The sequence below is a fragment of the Pseudoalteromonas sp. S554 genome (assembly GCF_005930865.1).
Classification (GTDB): Bacteria; Pseudomonadota; Gammaproteobacteria; order Enterobacterales; family Alteromonadaceae; genus Pseudoalteromonas; species Pseudoalteromonas marina.
Map to the genome: position 1 here is coordinate 19,337 of NZ_PNDV01000070.1, position 19,821 is coordinate 39,157.

Consider the following 19,821-nt stretch of genomic DNA (forward strand, 5'->3'; position numbering starts at 1 on the left):
TACGGTTGTTAGTTGGTTAAATTGCAATATAACAAGCCAAGTCAGCGGAATTTGCTCCTCACCCGTTTTAGTGTACACCTCCTCATTACTTTGCAGCCACAGGCGGCAAGCTTTACTTCATCCATTAGCCCCACAGTTGCCCGCTCCGAGAGAGCTTGGCTTGGACAGGAGCTCAAGCTTTTAAGTTAGTGCGATGAGTTCCAGCTTGATTAGTAATCTTTTTGCAGTTTATTTATTATATTGGCCATAACAGCTTAATTAAAAAGCCCTGTGCTAAACGTTACGTTTAACACAGGGCTTTGTAGTTTTAGATTAACCGGCTTAAAACTACAAAGCGCATTAAAACGAATACTGCAGCCTTAATGAGATTGCATTGCCCGATGTGATTGTACCGCCTGCCTCGTAGTAATCGGCTTTAATGTAGTCGGCCATAAACTTTATGTTTTTGTTTACGGTGTAGTTAACGCCGAGGGAGTAGGTTTTAGCGTCTTGGTTTTCTTGCTTGAGCTTAAGTAGGCTGTAGCGGCCAGTGAGCTCCCAGCCTGGCTCTGAGCTTGCGCCTAGTTTTGCGTTTTTATACTTACGGTATCCGCCCGATAGCTGATAACCAAATTGCAAATAGCCGCCTTTGTAATCGTTAGTTGTATTTTCAATACTGGTTACTTGTGCTTGTTGCCACTCGGCCATCATGGTAAATCTGTTTTTAAGCCATAGTAGCTCTACGCCTTGTTGTGAGAGGCTATCGGCATTAATTTTATCGCCTTCTATTAATGAGTCGGCGGTATAAACTTCAAGAGGTTCATTCACTCTAAATTCGTTACCGTCGTACTGCCTCTCACTAAATGCGACGCCTAGGTGTAAAAGGTTGGTGTTTTGCTGCCATGGCACCCAAGCTACGCGCCCTGTAATAGCAGACGTTGCTTCGTTTTCGTCGGGCTTGTAATAACCTAGCTGCCAATTTACTGAGGCTATGTCCCCGGAAAGGCTAATACCTAAACTACGCCCTGGTGAAAATGCTTCGCTTATCATGCTGCGTTCGATCATTAGCAATTTACGCGAGCTAGTTAGTTTTTCTAGGCCAAAACCTTCTTTTTGTTGGCCTATGGTTAAATCGGCAAATTCCCAGCCAGAGTATTCTAAGTAGGCGTCTTTTATTTCGGTTTCGCCATCGGCAAAGCCAAGCTGAAATTTACTTTTCCAATCTTTGCTTATGTCTGATTTAAAACTTAGGCGTGCGCGGCGTATTTCAGAGGTACTTTCTGAGCTGCTGCTTTCGTATTGCCCCTCTAACAATGAGGTATCAAACTTGTTGTAGTCGAGCATAATATAGCCGCTTAGGTCTATATCGTCGTTAATTTTGGCAAAGGTTGCGTTACTAACAAGGCAAAGAGCTGAAAGTGCCGCATAAGTCATCGTTTGTTTAGAGGTCATGTTGGGCTGCCTTTGTTTGTTTTTCGGCTAGGTAACTTACTTTTAGTTGCGCTACGTCTCTTAAAAAGTCGATGTGTTCTATATCTACGGCAACGACGTTTAGGCCTGTGCGCTGTTTTAAATCATCGATTAGTGTGGCTTGGTTTTGTGGGGTTATGTTTTCTATGCGCTCGTAGCAAACGCTTTGTACTTCGTAGTGTTTTACAAATACGCTTGAGTCAATCAAAAAGGCAATTAAGCAAATAATGCCATTAAGAATACTTAGCTCAATTAAGCTCATTTGCCCTACAGAGGTCAGTAAAGCAATGGCAGTAACAAGGAATAAGTAAGTCATCTCTTTAATCGAAATAGACTCAGTGCGATACCTTAGCATGGTAAATACGGCAAATAGGCCAAATGCAAATTCCATCGACATATCAACCCCGTGCAGCAAAAAGGTAATAATAAAAACGCCTACGCCAAATAAAATAAACGAGCCTGCCACCACTGCATTTTTACTGATGCGAAAATAACAGCCATAGCAAAGTACAGCCAGCGATAGGATGTTTACTAAAAAGCGGGAAAGAAAAATAAGATCTAATTTTGTCATTTTAATTATTCTCTAAAGGTAATAGTGGGTTAGTGCGGTTAAGGTGTTTTAAACGGGCTAAAACAGGTTTAAAGCGGTTTACTTTTAAGCGCTCGGGGTAGAGCAAAGCACAGCCAATGCAGTATTTACTAAACGAGGCTGGGAATATGTGGTGTTTGCTCATAAGTTTATAAAATGGCGAGCGTTTTGTTTTTTTACGTTGCTTAAGTTCGGCAATAAAAAAGCCTGGTAAGGTTATTTTGTTATCCCCTTTTGGGGTGTTGTACCACAGGTTAAAATCAAGCGTTAAGCGCTCGGCTTTTTCTTCGTTGGCTAGCGCTATACGGTTATAGCCGCTTTGCTGGGTTACGTTTAAATGTGCAAAGCTGTTTTTCATTTGCTCTTTCATAAACGCAGTACAATGGGCTTGCTCGTTGTTTTTTTCGAGCTTAATACGTGTTTTTACTGTGCGGCTTTGGTTGTTTTTTAGTTTTACTTCTAGGTATTCGGTGGCGGTATCAACGTAGCGCCTTTGGCGTACTTTGTAGCGATTTAGCTTACCGTTATGATGGGCTTTATATAAATCGAGAGCGGGCGTATCAAAATACTGATTATAATAAGAGAATAAACGCTTGCCTTGTATATCAAGTACACGGTACTGGCCTTGTATATGAGTAAGTAGCTCAGGTAAAAAAGACAGTGGTAGCATAAACTTACTGTCTACACGGTTCATTAAATTAGCGTTATTAAGATCGTTTAATCCGTAACCTTCAAACGGAATAAGTAACTCGTTAATTAAGCTTGTTAATGAGCCATGCGCATCTGGTTTTTCAGGCTGAGCCTGCTTATTTTTAGTGTTTATTGCAGCCAATGCTACAGATGCAATTGAAGTATCCTTTTCAAAAAGTTCATCCTTAAAACGTGGTTGAATTGTCATAACTTTCTCAGATTATTAAATTGCAAAGTAATAGAGTGCAGTGCCAGCGTGCTGGCACCGCGCAAAGGATGGGCTGTTTATCTAGCGCAAAATCCGCTGCCATCGCCAGCTGAAGGCAATGTGCCATCGAGCTGCGCGGCCATATTTGCTACGCGGTACTGCATAAAAGACGTTAAGCCGTAAAACTGCCCCGTTGTAGAGGTTAGGTTTTGCTCAAAGTAGGTTGAGCCATAAAAGCTGGTTGGGTCGTTTTGTACGTGCTCACGAATTAGGTCGGCTATTTCATTTACGCGTGCGTTAAATGTATCGCTTGAAAGTGAGCCATTAATAAGCTGTGTTAAGTAACTGTGGTAGGTGTCTAGGTGGCTTTGCTCGGCAAAGACATTAGCAATTAATGGGCGCTCGCTTAATGCGCCGCTTACAGGCTCATCAATGTAGAGCTCTCTTACATCTACGCCATTACAATCCATGGCAAAGGTGCCAAATGACTCGTTAAAATCCCACGGCAAAATGCTAAATACGCCATCGTCATCGTAAATATAATAGTTATGTGCAAGCGGCCCGTGGTAGCTATCTAAATTAGACAGTGAAGTACTAACCGACATATAACGCAGAAGCGTATCTATATCTATGGCGCTTGCTTCGCCTTTATCGAGCGATTCAACAAAGTTAATAAAGGCGCCGTTATCTGTGGTGTCTTCGTTGGTTTGCAGGTTTATATCGGTGTAGCTTTGTATGTCGTCACCTAGCCATAATAAATCGCTGCCTGTGCCATCTGGCTTGTATAAATCGCCGTTACTGTTGGCAAAGTGTTTTTCAACAAATTCGCCATCTATTGCTTCTACCATTAAGTACAAACCAAATAGCTCGCCGTTTACATAAAAGTTAACGTAAGCGTGCTCAGGCGTTGGCACGCCCATTTCATCCATAAGATCGTAGGCGATTACTTCACGCATGTACGACGGGTCGTTAAACGAGTTTTGTAGTGTGAATTTTTTTAGCCCAAAAAACTTTTGCCCCGACACATATTCGTTAATATCAACCTTAAAACTGTAACGGTCGCTGCTAGAGTTGGCAACACTTCTTAAACTTGAGCCGCCTTTAGTGCGAATAGCCACGCTATCGAGTGTTACCCCATTAAAGGTAATAGCGGTTTCGTGGTATTCCTCATCAAGTGGGTTATCTAGAATGTCTTGCCAGTTTTCGTCGCTAATTGTAATAGAAAGCGTATTAACCGCTGTGGGTGTAAAGGCGGTTGCCACTGTATTTTCACTACTTGGAGTAGGTGTTAAAAACGCATGAGTAAAGCCAGTACTGCTACTTAGGCCGTAACTAAAGCCTGTGGCTACATCACTTTCATCCCAGTCAATGTAGTCAATTACTTCATCGTTGAGTATTAAGCTTAGCTCGTCTTCTTTGCCTAGTTTAAAAGGTACGTAGTAAGTGCCTGGGTCTTCATCGGTGGCATAAATAGTTATGTATTCACCAGCGTATAAATCTATGTCGGGTAGAGTGATGGGGTCTATGTCGTCGCTTTCATCAATAACTTTGTAGTTGGCTAAGCTAATTGTATTTGCGCTGTTGTTGTATAGCTCAAACCAGTCGTTGCCATCGTCTGCGGCGCTTGCCACTATTTCGTTAATAACGAGTGGCCCGTGGGTTGCTTGGCTGTTTGAGCTAAGTTCTGTTGGAGTGAGTACCGCAGTTGCATCACTGCCATCTGGGTAGCGGCCATAGCTGTAACCACTTAGCGCTTGGCCTTTATTCCACGATAACTGCTCTATAATTACATTGTTACTGTAAAGGTTTACGGTATCGCTTGAGCCTAATTTAAACGCAACGCTTGGCAGGTCGCCTAAATCATCGGTGCTTGCGTAAATACGATAAAACTCACCCGGCGATAACGTGATATCGGGTAGAGCAAATTGTTCGTTATTGTCATCACTTAGTGTGTAGTCTGCTAAATACACATCGCTACTGCTTGTTACATAAAGCTCTATCCAGTCCTCGCCACCGCCGCTATCTTTTGCTACTACTTCGTTTATACGCAGTGGCGCATCTTCAGCAATTAGCGTTGTAACAAGTGTTGAGGTATCTGCTGTTTGGTTAGCTGCGCCCTCTGTGGGCGTTAGTGTTTGCGCGGTGCCGGTGCCATCGGTATATAAGCCGTAACTAAAACCTTCAGCGGCTTCGCCTTCTTCCCAATCAAGTACAGAGATAGCAGTGCCGTCCTCGTATAACGTAACCGCATCGTCGCTACCTAGTTTAAAGGTGACGTAATAACCGTTATCGGGCGGTGTATCGGTTTCATCAATGGCTTGAATAACAATAAACTCACCTTGGGAAAGCGATGCTGCGGGCAAAGCTTGAGGCTCTCTGTCGGCGTTATCATCAACAAGTGAAAATACCGATAAGTCGGCTATATCTTCAGTGGCGTATAGCTCAATCCAATCGTAGGTGGTATCGCGTGGGCTTGCAACAATTTCGTTAATAACTAAGCCCGTTGAGGTAATTGTTGATGATGAGTCAGTTTGCTCTGTGCTGCTATCGGTTGTTTGCTCAGTACCGCCACAGCCATACAAAAATGTAGTGGAGGTAATTAATGAATAAAATAGTAGGGGTTTTATGGTCATTGATGCGATCTTTTTTATTTTAATAACGTGGTAAAACAATAAAAAAAGAAGGTGCAAACAATGTGTAAACATTCAGTAATATTCAGTATAGTGAACTTAATTACTCATTTTAAAAGTTACCTTAACCTAATGATTAAAAAATTAATTTTATTATGCGCCTTAAGCATGCCATTGGCAGCGTGTGCTGACGATGTTGCGCCATTTTCAGGTGAGATAAGCGCGCAGGCTTTACTAAACGATTACGATAAGTTTAGCGAGCAATACAAAGCATTCACGCCAACAGCACAAGACATTGCGTTAATGCAAAAGCTAGAAGGTAAAGAGCTAATTGTATTATTTGGTACTTGGTGTCACGACAGCCACCGCGAAGTACCTAAACTCATTAAGCTTCTTGAACAGTCAAAAGTTGAACTGGCAAGTGTTAACTATGTGGCTGTGGGTTTCAACAAGCGAGACGATGCAGGTGTTGCTGAGGCACATGATTTAAAATACACCCCTACATTTATTGTTAAACAAAATGGTAAAGAGTTGGTGCGTGTGATTGAAAAACCAACGGGGTCATTGGCAGAAGATTTAACACAGGGTTTGTAAGGGTTATGTGAGAATCATCCCGCAATTTTATTTATAGTTAAAATGGATATTTATGAAGTGTAAAAAGTGTAAAGCAGGGATTACTTCACCTGTAGTTAAAACGACAAATCTTAACGAGACTCCAATCGCGTCATCATCTTGCCCTGTGTGCGGTGAAAATTTAGATGGTTCAAAAAGATATTGGGTTTTATTAATTATTTTAATTATTGGTATTGGTTTAGCATCAAAGTATTTGTCTTGAGCCTGGTTATATTACTCACACATGTGAATGAGCAAGACTTTAGTTTTGATTATTAGTCTTTTACTTAAAAGTTATGTGGCTTATGAAATTAATGCGATCTGAAAAAGTTCAATTGTGGTTTTTGATAAATGCCAACAAATTGTTTGTAGCTGCAGCTGCTTTTGGCGTTATTTTTGTCTTGATTTGGGGGGATGCTTCTCAATGGGAATACGAAGAAGATAAAAATCACTACAGCGCTTTTTTTTCATCTATTGATAGCCGAATTAGTTTTGTAAACTATGGCTATTCAGGTACCAGTATAAGAGTTGTTTTGAATTTTGATGCCGAAGGGCTCATTCCGGATGACATTAAAAGCATAACTCCAAAGTATAAATATTTAATTCTTGAACGCATTTGTAATGATTTAGAAAGTTTGGAACTTTTAGAAAGCGGCTACTATTTTGATGTGGATTTAAGGGATATCAGTTCTGAACACATGTTTAAAAATTATTTTAATTTAATAGTGAAGCATGAGAGGTGTGTCACCTAACGCAATTGAGTTTTAACTTAGCTAATAGGCATTAGAAAGACTAAAGAGCTTTTCATATGTTAAACTTTATAAGTTTTCTACAGGTGCCTTACCGCACATAAATTGTGATCACTATTTACTATTCACTATTCACTATTCACTAAACAGGCTTTTTTCGAACGCTTGGGCAGCATGCGAGGATGGCCTGTCTTTATAATGCAGTTGATGAAGAGGCCGAGAGAGTTGCTCGTTATTTTTTTGGCTCAGGCGTGTTAATTTACCTAGCTGCACTAAATCCTCAGTAACTACATTTGGCAATAAAGCGACTCCCATACCTTGCGCAACGGCCCTTGCAATGGCTTCGTTGCTGCCTAATTGCATACTGCGCTCAGCTTGCACGCCATGCTCTGCTAATAACTTTACAGACATTTCTAACGTGCCCGAGCCTGGCTCGCGTAATAACCAAAACTGCTCGTTTAACCATGCGTTTAAGTCTTTAGCGGGCTTAAAGTTACTTGGTATAACCACACTCATTAAATCGTTTTGCCAGTGCTTACTTATTATATGCGGCTCGGTAGGTGTGCCTTCAACCAGTGCTAAATCGATAGTGCATTCAAGTAATGCGTGCTCAATTTGCGCGGTATTAGCCACTTGTACTTCTACTTTTATGTGTGGGTACTGCGCACAAAATTTGGCTAAGTAGGGCGGTAGCCAATAACTGGCAATGGTGGTGCTGGTGCCTATAACTAATGTACCGCGCTTAAGCCCTGTGCGCGATTTTATATCGTCAATGGCGGCTTTTTCGATAGCAAAAATACTGCGGGCGTGATCATACAAAGCTTGACCGCCTTCGCTTAAGGTGAGCTTTTTACCCTTAGATGCGCGCTCAATAAGTTGCATATTTAACTGATGCTCTAGCTCTTTTAGCGCCTTAGAAACAGCGGGCTGGCTTATAAAAAGCGCTTCGGCTGCGCCTGAAAAGCTACCCAATTTAGCCACTGTATAAAACACCCTAAGTGCATGTAAGTTCATTAAACAACCTTAAATTGTATAACTCTAAATTGTATAACCTTAAGTTATAAAATCATGATTTTAATATATTGGAGTTATATTTTGAGCTTTCTTACAATTAAGTCAACACATCAATATGGTTTAAGTGAGGGAATATTATGCTTAGCGCTATTAAAAATGGGTTTCAGCCTTTGGTTATTAATACTAAGCAATACGGCGATACGCGCTGGTGGTTAGGTATGCTGCTGGTGGTTGTGTTAGCGGGGGCATCTGTTGCATTAAGTAAGTTACCTATAATGCAAAGTGCGCAATTTAGCTCGTTAACAATTGGTATTGTGCTTGGCATTATTGTGAGCAACAGCGTTTTTGCGCACATTGCTACGCGTACAGATGTAGGCGTTGATTACGCTAAAAGTATATTACTTAAAGCGGGCGTTATTTTATTTGGGTTTAGGATTACTTTTGCACAAGTAGCGGGTGTAGGCTGGCATGGCCTATTAACCGATATAGTAATGCTGTTAGGTACATTTATTTTGGCAGTGCAGCTAGGCAAGCGCGTTTTTAAGCTTGATGAACAAACAACCATACTAATAGGTGCGGGTAGCTCTATTTGTGGCGCTGCAGCGGTAATGGCAACAGAGCCGGTTATAAAAGCTCAGGCACATAAAGTATCGGTAGCGGTGGCAACGGTTGTGGTGTTTGGCACGTTAAGTATGTTTGCCTACCCTATTATGCTTGAGTACATGGGGCTGAGTGAGCACGCATATGGTATTTTTGTTGGTTCAACCATTCATGAAGTCGCGCAAGTGGTAGCAGCAGGGACTGCGGTAAGTGCCAATGCAGCCGACACCGCAGTGATAGAAAAAATGCTACGCGTAATGATGCTTGCGCCATTTTTAGTAGGCTTATCGTTTTGGCAAAGTAAAAAGCATGCAAACATAAACGCACAGGGCGGCGAGCAAAAATCAAGAATTACAATCCCTTGGTTTGCGGTTTTGTTTATAGTGGCAAGCGGGATACATTCGATATCGGTTATTCCGCAAGGTACTACAAACGCCATTGTATGGTTTGACAATATACTACTTACCATTGCCATGGTCGCACTTGGGCTGCGTACACATGTTGGCGCTATTCGCCAAGCCGGTATAAAACCGCTGTTATTAGCTGGCTGCTTATTTTTGTTTTTAACCTTAGGTGGCTTTTCCATTAATGTAGGCATTGCTCAGCTGTTTTAAATATAACTAGGTGGAGGTAGATTGGCTTAAATAGGCCAATCTACTTCGTTTAAGTGATCGAGCTGTGCATCTGGGCTTTGATTGCCTCCCCATTTTTTGGTGTAAATGGATTTAGGGTCAAACTGCTGTGTTTGCTTTTCAATATTGAAGTGCCGCCCGCCACGTGGGTCAACGCCTACTCCCGCTATGTACTGCCAGTTGCCCCAATTGGCTGCTACGTCATGATCAATTAGCTGCTGCTCAAAATAAGCTGCGCCGTAACGCCAATCGAGTGCCAGCTCGTTAACTAAGCAGCTTGCCACAATTTGCCTTGAGCGGTTTGTTATAAAACCGGTGGCATTGAGCTCTTTCATGATGGCATTAACCAAGGGGTAAGGCGTTGTGCCTTGGCACCAAGCAGCAAAACGGTTTGGCATAAACGTAGTAAGTGGCTTAGTTTGCTTTTGCCCCTTAAAACTAAACAAGCTGCTTTGTACATTTAGCGCGTGCCATTTAAAGTATTCGCGCCACAGTAGTTCAAACTTAATCCAATAGGTTGAATCGTTAGCGGTATATGTTTGTTCGTATTGCTCAACCGCATTGTATATTTGTTTTGCGCTAATACACCCAAAAGCAAGCCATGGGCTAAATTTAGTGGTGTTGTCAAAGCCATCAAGCGCGTTGCGAGTTATTTTGTACGTGCTAGGTAATTCGCCTGCAAAGTATTGTTCACAGTGTTTTTGTGCGCTTGTTAAGCCACCATGCATTGAGTTGTTAATTGCTTTTGGTAACTCAATTGGGTTTTTAGCGCACAGCGTAATAGGTTTAGGCAATAGCTCGGTTGTAATGTGCGACAGCGTGATTGGTATATTGGCAGCTTCAACCTTCTTTTTAAATGGGGTAAAGCTTTTGGGTAAATCTGTTAAGTTAAATGGCAGTTCGTTTTGCTGATACAAGGTATCCTGCAGGGTACCGGTAAACTGGGCTTCAGGACAATGAGCTTTTAATAAATTAATTTCGCGTTGTTCGTACACACCAAATTGCTCACTGTAAACCACTTCATCAATGTGTTGCACTTTAATACGTTGCTTTAAAACACTAACGGGTTCGCCTTCTAGCACGTGCAGAGTTTGGCCACGCACAATTAATGCTTGCTGTAACTCATAAAGGCTTTGCATTAAAAAGGTGTACTTGTTTTCACCATACTGCTTTTGCTGATAATTTGTGTTTTTAAACCAGTTGGGGTTAATTACAAACACCACGTCTAGTGCGCATTGCTGTAGTGCGAGTTTGCTAAAAATTGGGTTGTCGTTTAGGCGTAAATCGTTTTGTAGCCAATATAAAATGCGTTTGCTCATACTTTTGCTCTGGTTTTGTCGATGTTGTATTTACGAAACAAAGGTAGCTGAGGATTAGTTAATCGTGTTTTTAATCAAGTAAGTTTATAAATACGTGCAAGGTTGCAATTTGAGAAGAGGCGATAGAGTAACCGCCTCTTATTTTATTAAAGTACGGTTTTACTTTGTCTTTTTTTGTTTTGCTATCCAATCGTTTATAACATCTTCAAGTACAGCCATAGGGAGTGAACCTTGGCCAATGACGGTATCGTGAAAGCTGCGTATATCAAATTGTGGGCCAAGCTCTTTTTCGGCTTTTGCGCGAAGTTCGCGTATTTTTATTTCGCCCATTTTGTACGAAAGTGCTTGGCCTGGCCATGAAATATAGCGGTCTATTTGATCTTCCACGGCGCTTTGTGGCAACGCGGTGTGGCTTGCTAGGTAGTCAATTGCTTTTTGGCGGCTCCAGCCGAACGCATGAATACCGGTATCAACCACTAAGCGCACTGCACGCCACATTTCGTAACCTAAACGGCCAAAATCGCTGTAAGGGCTTTGATAAAAACCCGCTTCTTTACCTAAACGTTCTGTATAAAGTGCCCAACCTTCGCCAAATGCAGAGTGGCTGAGTGTGCGTCTAAATTCGGGTACATTTAACTCCATAGCAATGGCGTTTTGTAAATGGTGCCCTGGTATGGCTTCGTGCAGGCTGAGTGCTTCTAAATTATATAAAGGCTGCAGTTTAGGTGTTGAGGCTAAAAAATAAGTACCAGGAGAGCGGTTATCTGGCGGTGGCATATAAAACGCGCCACGACTTGCTGAGCCTTTAATAGTAAAGGTGTTACGCGGTAAGTGGCCAAAGTAAGTGGGCAATTTGCCATACATTTTTTGCGTGATATAAGCGGTTTTTTCAAGTAGGTCTTGCGCGTCTTTTGCGTAAAATTGCTCATCGGTTGCTAAAAACTCTAAAAACTCACTATAGGTGCCATCAAAGCCTACTTCATCAATAATGGCTTGCATTTGCGCTTTAATACGCGCGACTTCTTTTAGGCCTAGCTCATGTATTTGTTTAGGCGTCGCGTTAGTTGTGGTGTAGTAATTAACGGTGTATTTGTAATAATCAAGCCCGCCTTCAACGCTTGCAATGCCCGGCTTCGCTCTACAGTGTGACATGTAATCATTTTTAAAAAAGTCATAAAAATGCTGATAGGCAGGAATTACTTTTTCTTCAATTAACGCTTGTGCTTTTTGTTTTAAACTCGCTTTTTGCGCTGCACTAAATGTATTAGGTATACGCGTGAAGGGCTCGTAAAGGGCGCTTTTTTCGGGGTTTTTAACTAAATGCGCGCTAATGCTTTGGCTGTAATTTTCAAAGGTTTTACAGTAATGAGTAAAGCCTGTTTTTATACCTTCTTTCATTAAATCAATATTTTGCTGATTAAAGCGCGGGTAGTCGGCAAGGCTGATTAAAAATGCGTTGTAATCATCCGCTGTTAAAAAAGCCATGTTAGCGGGTGCTTCTGCAAAGTAAGTATGCCAGCCACTTAAAAAATTAACCGGAAAATACTTATCTTGATAAAGGTAGCTTTGCTGCTCGGTTTCGCGCTCATATTTAAATAAGCGATAGTTCATTAGTTGCTCGTTATTGAGCGTTTTTGGGTCAATGTTGGCTAAGCTTTTTAGTACGCTGTTGTTATAAGTTTGGCGATTAGCAATGGCTTGCTCGCTCCAGTTTGGTAATGTGCCGTTTGGTTTCCAACCGTCAGGGTCGGTTCGAAAAAATATTTTTTCAACTTTGGCATTTTGCCAGTGGTTATCAATAATGGTTTTTAAATCGCTGTTGCTGTCGGCAAGGCTTGGTAGCGAGGTGGTTGCTAAGCAAATAGCTAAAATACGTTTTTTAAACATAGTGATCCGTTATTGGCGAGTTAGTCGCGCTTTTTTATTTTAATTTGTGCTCAATATAGTACCAAGTTAACTTAATCAATGCGCTTACTTTTACCCTTATGTATTTATCGGTTGTATTTTAAGATTGAGCAAATTTCACTACATAACTTACAGCAGCTCTAGTTTATTGTTTTATCAGCGTTTAGAATGATTAAAACTTATTATAAAAAATGACCGTCATGTTTAATAAAGTAATCGCCTTGATTGATGAAGCAAACAACCAAGACCCAAATAGTGAGCAATTTAATGGGCAAAGCGTGCCCAAAGAAAGCCTTTATGCTACTCGAATGAGCGACATGCTTAGCCGTTTTAACCCCGATGCTGGCGAGCTTATGCAAATTGCAGTGCGTGGGCAGCATATACAACGCTGGAAGTCGCCGCGTAGTGACTTTGAAATGAACAAGCAAGGCTATCATCAATGGCGCAGTGCACTTTATATATTTCATGCAAGTAGTGTTGTTGCGCTTATGAAGCAAGCTGGTTACGGCGAAGCTGAGCAAAACAGAGTGTACGATGCGGTGGCTAAAAAAAATATTAAACGTAACCCAGACAGCCAATTAGTAGAAGACGTAGCAAGCCTCGTATTTATTGAGCATTACATGTTGGGGTTTGCTAATAGTAAGCCTGATTACGATGAGCAAAAATGGATAGGGATTATTCGCCGTACATGGCAAAAAATGTCAGATGACGCGCATGAGTTTGTACTTGCAGGTAATATTACATTGCCAGCGCCGCTTGTTGGGCTTATCGATAAAGCGCTTGAGTAAAAGAACATAAATAAAAAGGAATTTTAAATGTATTGTCCTCGTAGTAATACGCCACTTGAACCTTTACTTGTTGGCGGCATTACTGTTTTTACGTCAGCGCAAGGCGGCGTGTTTTTTGATAACAGCCAAATTTTTAAGTTTAGCTCGCCTGAGTTAAAGCATGGTCAGGTTTTACTTAAACACTTAAGTAACTATACCGAAAATGAAGGCGATGTTTCAATGCGAGTAAATTGCCCTAAATGCCCAAGTATTGTGATGATGCGCCGGTATTTTTCGCCAGTTAAGGCTGTCGAAATAGACGAGTGCCCAGGTTGCGCTGGCATATGGCTTGATAGCGGCGAGCTTGCAAAAATACACGAAAACCACCTAACCCCCAAAGAACGAAAACTGTTAGTGCACGAAATGTCCACCAATCATGGGTTTATAACTATTAAGCCGCCTGCTTCTAGGTTTATGCCAACTAATAAAAATAAAAGTGCACACGAAACCACGGTTGAGAACTTAGTGCGCTTAGCTTTACTTAGCTTGTAACGTTTAATAATGTATTAAAACAAAAAACGGCGTACTAAAAAGTACGCCGTTTTTGTAATAAATTAACGCTTATGCCGTTTATTTATTACGGTTTTCTTTTGCAAAGGCACGTATTTTACGTTTTTGCGAAAGCGTTACTTTATTAGTACGCCCTGCGAATGGGTTATCACCTTCTCTAAATTCAATTTTGATTGGGGTGCCCATAATTTTAAGTGCTTTACGGTAGTAGTTCATCAGGTAGCGTTTGTAGCTATCTGGTAAATCGTGAACTTGGTTACCGTGAATTACAATACGCGGCGGGTTATAACCACCGGCATGCGCGTATTTAAGCTTAACACGACGACCACGAACAAGAGGCGGCTGGTGATCGGCCTGTGCCATGTCCATAATACGGCGAAGCATTGCAGTACTTATACGCTTAGTTGCTGATTCGTACGCTTCATCAACCGATTCAAATAAATGGCCAACACCTGTGCCATGAAGTGCAGATATAAAGTGCAAGCGTGCAAAGTCAATAAAGCCTAGACGACGGTCAAGCTCGGTTTTAATACGATCTTTAACGTAGTCATCAAGCCCATCCCATTTGTTCACGGCAATAACCAATGAACGACCTGAGTTAAGCGCAAAACCTAATAAACTTAAGTCTTGATCAGAAATACCATCGCGCGCATCAACAACCAGTAAAACAACATTACAATCTTCAATAGCCTGCAGTGTTTTAATAACTGAAAACTTTTCTACTACGTCGCTTACTTTTTTACGTTTACGTACACCGGCTGTATCGATTAACACGTACTCTTTTTCGTTTCGTGTCATAGGGATATAGATAGAGTCGCGCGTAGTACCTGGCATATCGTACACAATTACACGTTCTTCACCTAGTATACGGTTTGTAAGTGTTGACTTACCAACATTAGGGCGACCAATAATTGCAAGCTTTACCGGCTTATCTGCAAATGCTTGGTGGTCGGTATCATCGCCTTCACCTTCTTCGTAAAGGTCTATTAGCTCTTCATCGTCATCGGCTACGTCTTCATCTTGTGCTGCTAGTTCGGCAATCACAGGTTGAAGTGTGTGCTCAAGTAAAAGTGTAATACCACGACCATGCGCTGCTGCTATGTGATGAATTTCACCCAGTGATAGCTGGTAAAATTCAGCACAGTTTGAATCAGCGTCTATGCCATCGGTTTTATTGGCAACAACAAAACATTTTTTGTCTTGCTTGCGAAGATGATTGGCAATAGCTTGGTCGGCAACGGTCATACCTACGCGTGCGTCTACTAAAAACAGTACGATGTCGGCTTCTTCAATAGCAAGTAGCGATTGGTCAGCCATTTCGATCTCGATGCCTTCTTCTGTGCCATCAATACCGCCCGTGTCCACCACGATAAATTCATAGCCATCGTAATTAGCTTGGCCATATTTTCTATCTCGTGTTAAACCTGGAAAATCGGCTACGAGTGCATCACGAGTACGTGTTAAACGGTTAAATAATGTGGATTTGCCCACATTGGGTCGCCCAACTAGAGCGATCACGGGAAGCATAAACTACCTCTTTAAAAAACAACAAAAGGCTTCGCAGAGCGAAGCCTTACAAAAAACCTTTAAGTGTTAGCTAGTTAGTTTGGTATTGTTACCGCACTTACTTCACCGTCACGGGTGTATAATATCAGTTTGTCGTCGGCAACAACAGGTTCAACAAAGAAGCCTGAGCTGTCAAAGTCTTCACGAGATACAAGCTCACCAGTGTCTTTGTTTAGCCAATGTAGGTTACCTTCCTGGTCGCCTAAGGCTAAATAGTTACCTGTAACAGCAGGACCTGTTAAGTACCAACCACGAAGTGCGGGTTGGCTCCAACGTTCAATACCTGAATTTTTATCTAATGCATAAACAACGCCGTTGCTGTCTACTACATAAATACTTTGCGCATCCATCGAAATTTCGCGATAGCTACTGTATTCGCGCTTCCAAACAACATTACCAGAGCGAATATCTACTGCAGCTAAGTTACCGTTGTATGCAATTGCATAAGCGTATGGGCCGCTAATGAGTGGCTGCGTGTCTACATCAACTAGGCGTTCAAATTCTGAGGCACCTTTTGCAGCTGCAATTTCTGCACTCCAAGCTGAGTAACCACTTTCTGAAATTAAAACGCTTAATTTACCTGTTTCAAGGCCAACTAAAACACCACCATTGGCAACAGTGGGTGCACTTTGTCCGCGTAATGTAAGCGCAGGCACTTCTTGCTCAAAGCTCCAACGCTCTTCACCAGTATCGGGATGAAGGGCTAGTAATTTACCCGAGCCTAAGTTTACAAATATTAAGCCATCGCCAGCTGCTGCTTTAGAAAGTGATTCACCAGGTACGTTTTTACGCCATACTTCTTCACCGGTTTCACGGTCAAGTGCTACAACAAAGCCATGTTCAGAACCGATATACAGTTTACCATAAGCTTGTAATATACCACCTGATAATTTTGCTGAACCGTCGTCGCTCCAAGGCCAAAAAGAGGTGTCTTGGCGTACGTCGGTGTCCCACTGTACATCGCCGTTAGTAAGCGATAACGCTTCTACTTGACCTTCGCGGTTAGCAACATAAACAGTGTCTTTGTAAACAGCAGGTGTTAAGCGAGAAAAGTAATGCTCTACGCCGCTACCTACAGACTCTTGCCAAACAACATCAGTTTCAAACTGATTGACGATTTCTGGAAGGACTAGTTCGTCTTCTTCATCACTTGATGAACAACCCATTAGCGTTGCCATACATAGGGCAAGGGTTGCGGTCGTTAATTTTTTCATACCTAAAACCTTATGCCGCTGGGCTAGTTACTGCTAGGTCATCTAACTTAACTTGTAAAAGTGGGTTGCCTGTTAACCCTCCTGCATCTACCGCGGCTTGGTAAGCAGTACGTGCTTGTTCTTTATTACCTTGCTGAGCATAAATATCGCCTTTAAGCTCTGCAACGTTTGCATTAAATGCTTCAGGTAATGGTGCATTTAGTGTGCTTAAAGCATCGTCAAAATTAGTTTGTGCAATTTGAATACGCGCTAAACGTGTAATCGCAATTGCTTTTAATTCTGCATTATCAACGTTTGATACAATCCAGCTTAGCTTTTCGCTAGCAACATCTAATTTTTGTGCTTCTACCGCATCTTTAGCGGCAACAAACGCCGCAAGTGCAGCATAGTTTGTGTCTTTATTTTCACTGATAAAAGCATCTGCTGATGATAAAACATCATCACCTTCAACTAATTTAGTGTAAGAGTCTGACGCTTGCTCAGCGGTTGTAATTTGGTTTTGGTTGTAAGCTTTCCAACCGTATAAGCCACCTAAGCCAACAATTACACCAAGTGCCAGTGAAAGACCGTTTTCACGGAAAAAGCGTTTAATTGCTTCTGCTTGTTCTTCTTCTGTTGAATGTATATCCATGATTACCTCTAATATCTGCTTAGCCGTTTATAAGCTCAGCTAGTAGCGCTTTAGCTTGTTCTAATTTTAATGTGACTTGTTCTTTACGCTCGCGTAAATACTTTATGGTCACAACGCCTTGCTCTAATTCATCTTCACCAATAATTACGGCAACAAGTGCATCGCTTTTATCGGCACGTTTTAATTGTTTTTTAAAGTTTCCGCCACCCGCGTGAACCATCACACGAAGGCCAGCCACATCACGGCGTAGTTCTGACGCAATAATTGGGGCTTGAATACTTGCTTTGTTGCCCATTGCCGCTAAATATACATCAGCATTACGACGTATGTCACCAACACATTCAAGTGCTTGTAGTAGCAATACTAAGCGCTCTAGGCCCATTGCAAAGCCAACTGCTGGGGTTGCCTTTCCACCAAGTTGCTCTACTAAACCGTCGTAACGTCCACCTGCACACACAGTGCCTTGCGCGCCAAGGCTGTCGGTTACCCATTCAAATACTGTGCGGTTGTAATAGTCTAAACCGCGCACTAATTTTTCGTTAACCGTGTATGAGACGCCAGCTGCGTCTAAACGTTCACATAAATTTTCAAAATGTTCTTTTGATTCAGCATCTAAATGCTCAGATAATTTAGGCGCATCAACTAAGATTGCTTGAACGTCTGGATTTTTGCTATCAAGTACACGTAACGGATTTGAATACATACGGCGTTTTGAGTCTTCATCAAGCACGTCGGTATGTTGTTCAAGGTAAGCAACAAGCGCATCTCGGTAATCGGCGCGCGCTTCGTTAGAACCTAAAGAGTTAAGCTCTAAACGTACGTGCTCGCTAATGCCAAACGCTTTCCATAATTGCGCTGTTAATAAAATAACTTCTGCGTCTATGTCGGCTGTGGCAATACCAAATGTTTCTAAACCAAATTGGTGAAACTGACGATAACGACCTTTTTGCGGGCGTTCATGACGAAACATTGGGCCCATGTACCAAAGTCGTTGTTCTTGATTGTACAGTAAGCCATTTTGGTTGCCAGCACGTACACACACTGCGGTGCCTTCTGGGCGAAGTGTTAGTAAGTCGCCATTGCGATCGGCAAAGGTGTACATTTCTTTTTCTACTATATCGGTTACTTCACCAATAGAGCGTTTAAATAGATCGGTTGATTCTACAATAGGAAAACGAATTTCTTGATAACCGAACGATGCTACAGTCTCGCGTAAAATGTTTTCTACTTTCTGCCAAATTTGTGTATCGCCCGGCAGACAATCGTTCATACCGCGAACTGCCTGAATTTGTTTTGCCACTGATAAATCCTAATTACTGTTTATGTGTAATAAAAAAATGCTTACACAACGAGAATGCTTAAAATTGACCCGACATTATATACCCAAACCAACTCAAGATGCGAGCGTCGTTGGAATTAAAAGAAATTACCATTATTAAAAGTAATACTTTGATATAAAGCTCGATGAAGCGCTGAACTCTGTATTTTTGAACGCTTGGGTAAATCTATTATAAGGGTCAACGCCAAACACGAATGCTTGGCGGTTTATACGTTGTTTATTCGACTATTTTTACATCGATAGGGGTTTGGCTTTGCTTTTTATCTATAAAATCGCGAACGTAGCCCTCTAGTTGCTCAACAATATTGTTATTGTCGATACGGGCTTTTTGACGTTTACCATTAATATACAAACCAGAACGGCGATTTGCACCGGCAAGGCCAATATCACTGACGAGTGCTTCACCAGGGCCATTTACTACACAACCAATAACCGATACAGAAACCGGTTCGATTATATCTTCAAGGCGTTCTTCTAGTTGGTTCATAGTGCTTACTACATCAAACTCTTGACGAGAGCAGCTGGGGCAGGCAATAAAGTTAATACCACGAGAGCGAATGCGCAGTGATTTTAATATATCAAATCCTACTTTTATTTCTTGTACCGGGTCGGCGGCGAGTGATACACGTAATGTATCGCCTATGCCTTCGGCTAGTAACATACCTAAGCCAACAGCTGATTTAACCGAACCTGAACGCATGCCGCCAGCTTCAGTGATACCCAAATGCAAAGGTTGGTCTATTTCTTTTGCAAGCAAGCGATATGCGCCTACAGCTAAAAATACGTCTGACGCTTTTACCGATATTTTAAATTGATCAAAATCAAGGCGACGTAATATATCAACATGGCGCATTGCTGATTCTAATAACGCCTCAGGTGTTGGTTCACCATATTTTTCCTGTAAATCGCGCTCAAGTGAGCCGCCATTAACGCCAATACGAATAGGGATGTTGTGCTCGCGAGCTGAATCAACAACAGCTCTAATGCGCTCTTCGCTTCCGATATTACCAGGGTTTATACGTAAGCAATCTACGCCATACTTTGCCACTTTTAGGGCTATGCGGTAATCAAAATGAATGTCGGCAACAAGCGGAATACTTACTTGCTCTTTTATACTTTTAAACGCTTCAGCAGCGTCCATAGTCGGTACCGATACTCGTACTATGTCGGCGCCAGCATCTTGTATAGCTTGAATTTGTGCAACGGTTGCATCAACATCCATGGTGTCGGTATTAGTCATAGACTGTACGGCAATTGGAGCACCGTCGCCAATAGGCACATTGCCTACATTAATACGGGTGGATTTTCTGCGTTTAATTGGTGATTCTGAAAACATA

Annotated in this window: 17 protein-coding genes; 5 read left to right on the forward strand and 12 right to left on the reverse strand. The window is 41.8% G+C overall.

All coding sequences use genetic code 11. From position 1 onward, the window contains the following. Nucleotides 1-339: 339 nt before the first annotated feature. The 4 genes from CWB65_RS15020 to CWB65_RS15035 all read right to left on the reverse strand — a co-directional run bounded on the left by CWB65_RS15020 (nt 340) and on the right by CWB65_RS15035 (nt 5,569). Nucleotides 340-1,431 carry an OprO/OprP family phosphate-selective porin gene (locus CWB65_RS15020; protein WP_138740902.1) on the reverse strand — a complete coding sequence of 364 codons (1,092 nt, stop codon included), beginning with the start codon at nt 1,429-1,431 and terminating at the stop codon, nt 340-342. Further along, entirely contained in the window at nt 1,421-2,020 is a 600-nt protein-coding gene (locus CWB65_RS15025) for a DUF4956 domain-containing protein (RefSeq protein WP_138740903.1), read from the reverse strand. The genes CWB65_RS15020 and CWB65_RS15025 overlap by 11 nt, the downstream gene beginning before the upstream one ends. A 1-nt stretch (nt 2,021) precedes the next feature. Further along, complete coding sequence (locus CWB65_RS15030) at nt 2,022-2,936, reverse strand: polyphosphate polymerase domain-containing protein (RefSeq protein WP_138740904.1); 915 nt, start codon at nt 2,934-2,936, stop codon at nt 2,022-2,024. A gap of 77 nt (nt 2,937-3,013) precedes the next feature. Then, nucleotides 3,014-5,569, reverse strand: coding sequence for a CotH kinase family protein (locus CWB65_RS15035; RefSeq protein WP_138740905.1), 2,556 nt, complete (start codon nt 5,567-5,569; stop codon nt 3,014-3,016). Nucleotides 5,570-5,698: 129 nt separating this feature from the next. On the opposite strand from CWB65_RS15035, the gene CWB65_RS15040 reads away from it, so the two are divergent. Together CWB65_RS15040 and CWB65_RS15050 are read left to right on the forward strand one after the other, a co-directional pair. Continuing rightward, the gene (locus CWB65_RS15040) at nt 5,699-6,160 is read left to right on the forward strand and encodes a thioredoxin family protein (RefSeq protein ID WP_033024905.1); all 462 of its coding nucleotides are present in this window, start codon (nt 5,699-5,701) and stop codon (nt 6,158-6,160) included. Nucleotides 6,161-6,483: 323 nt separating this feature from the next. Beyond that, nucleotides 6,484-6,930 carry a hypothetical protein gene (locus tag CWB65_RS15050; protein WP_138740906.1) on the forward strand — a complete coding sequence of 149 codons (447 nt, stop codon included), beginning with the start codon at nt 6,484-6,486 and terminating at the stop codon, nt 6,928-6,930. 132 nt (nt 6,931-7,062) lie between these two features. On the opposite strand, the gene CWB65_RS15055 is transcribed toward CWB65_RS15050, so the two are convergent. Continuing rightward, on the reverse strand, nt 7,063-7,941 hold the full coding sequence (locus tag CWB65_RS15055; RefSeq protein ID WP_008126578.1) for a LysR family transcriptional regulator: 879 nt from the start codon (nt 7,939-7,941) through the stop codon (nt 7,063-7,065). Between the two features lie 137 nt (nt 7,942-8,078). Between CWB65_RS15055 and CWB65_RS15060 the strand changes: the two genes are divergently transcribed. Next, nucleotides 8,079-9,155, forward strand: a complete 1,077-nt coding sequence (locus tag CWB65_RS15060) for a YeiH family protein (protein WP_008126579.1) — start codon at nt 8,079-8,081, stop codon at nt 9,153-9,155. A gap of 26 nt (nt 9,156-9,181) precedes the next feature. On the opposite strand, the gene CWB65_RS15065 is transcribed toward CWB65_RS15060, so the two are convergent. After that, nucleotides 9,182-10,492: a DASH family cryptochrome gene (locus tag CWB65_RS15065; RefSeq protein ID WP_138740907.1), complete on the reverse strand. Its 1,311-nt coding sequence runs from the start codon at nt 10,490-10,492 to the stop codon at nt 9,182-9,184. Between the two features lie 159 nt (nt 10,493-10,651). Further along, the gene (locus tag CWB65_RS15070) at nt 10,652-12,379 is read right to left on the reverse strand and encodes a DUF885 domain-containing protein (protein ID WP_138740908.1); all 1,728 of its coding nucleotides are present in this window, start codon (nt 12,377-12,379) and stop codon (nt 10,652-10,654) included. A 218-nt stretch (nt 12,380-12,597) separates the two neighbouring features. On the opposite strand from CWB65_RS15070, the gene CWB65_RS15075 reads away from it, so the two are divergent. After that, entirely contained in the window at nt 12,598-13,185 is a 588-nt protein-coding gene (locus CWB65_RS15075) for a DUF4202 domain-containing protein (RefSeq protein ID WP_008126583.1), read from the forward strand. 27 nt (nt 13,186-13,212) lie between these two features. Continuing rightward, entirely contained in the window at nt 13,213-13,716 is a 504-nt protein-coding gene (locus CWB65_RS15080) for a TFIIB-type zinc ribbon-containing protein (RefSeq protein ID WP_138740909.1), read from the forward strand. 78 nt (nt 13,717-13,794) lie between these two features. Here the strand turns inward: CWB65_RS15080 and der are convergent, their stop codons facing one another. The 5 genes from der to ispG form a co-directional block, all read right to left on the reverse strand. After that, nucleotides 13,795-15,261: a ribosome biogenesis GTPase Der gene (der, locus tag CWB65_RS15085; RefSeq protein ID WP_010556037.1), complete on the reverse strand. Its 1,467-nt coding sequence runs from the start codon at nt 15,259-15,261 to the stop codon at nt 13,795-13,797. 74 nt (nt 15,262-15,335) lie between these two features. Next, on the reverse strand, nt 15,336-16,514 hold the full coding sequence (gene bamB, locus CWB65_RS15090) for an outer membrane protein assembly factor BamB (protein WP_006793568.1): 1,179 nt from the start codon (nt 16,512-16,514) through the stop codon (nt 15,336-15,338). A gap of 10 nt (nt 16,515-16,524) precedes the next feature. Then, nucleotides 16,525-17,145: a YfgM family protein gene (locus tag CWB65_RS15095; protein ID WP_006793569.1), complete on the reverse strand. Its 621-nt coding sequence runs from the start codon at nt 17,143-17,145 to the stop codon at nt 16,525-16,527. Between the two features lie 19 nt (nt 17,146-17,164). Next, nucleotides 17,165-18,445 (reverse strand): histidine--tRNA ligase, encoded by a 1,281-nt coding sequence (hisS, locus tag CWB65_RS15100; protein WP_138740910.1) that lies wholly within the window; start codon nt 18,443-18,445, stop codon nt 17,165-17,167. 256 nt (nt 18,446-18,701) lie between these two features. Then, the gene (gene ispG / locus CWB65_RS15105) at nt 18,702-19,820 is read right to left on the reverse strand and encodes a flavodoxin-dependent (E)-4-hydroxy-3-methylbut-2-enyl-diphosphate synthase (RefSeq protein ID WP_138740911.1); all 1,119 of its coding nucleotides are present in this window, start codon (nt 19,818-19,820) and stop codon (nt 18,702-18,704) included. Between the last annotated feature and the right edge of the window lies 1 nt (nt 19,821).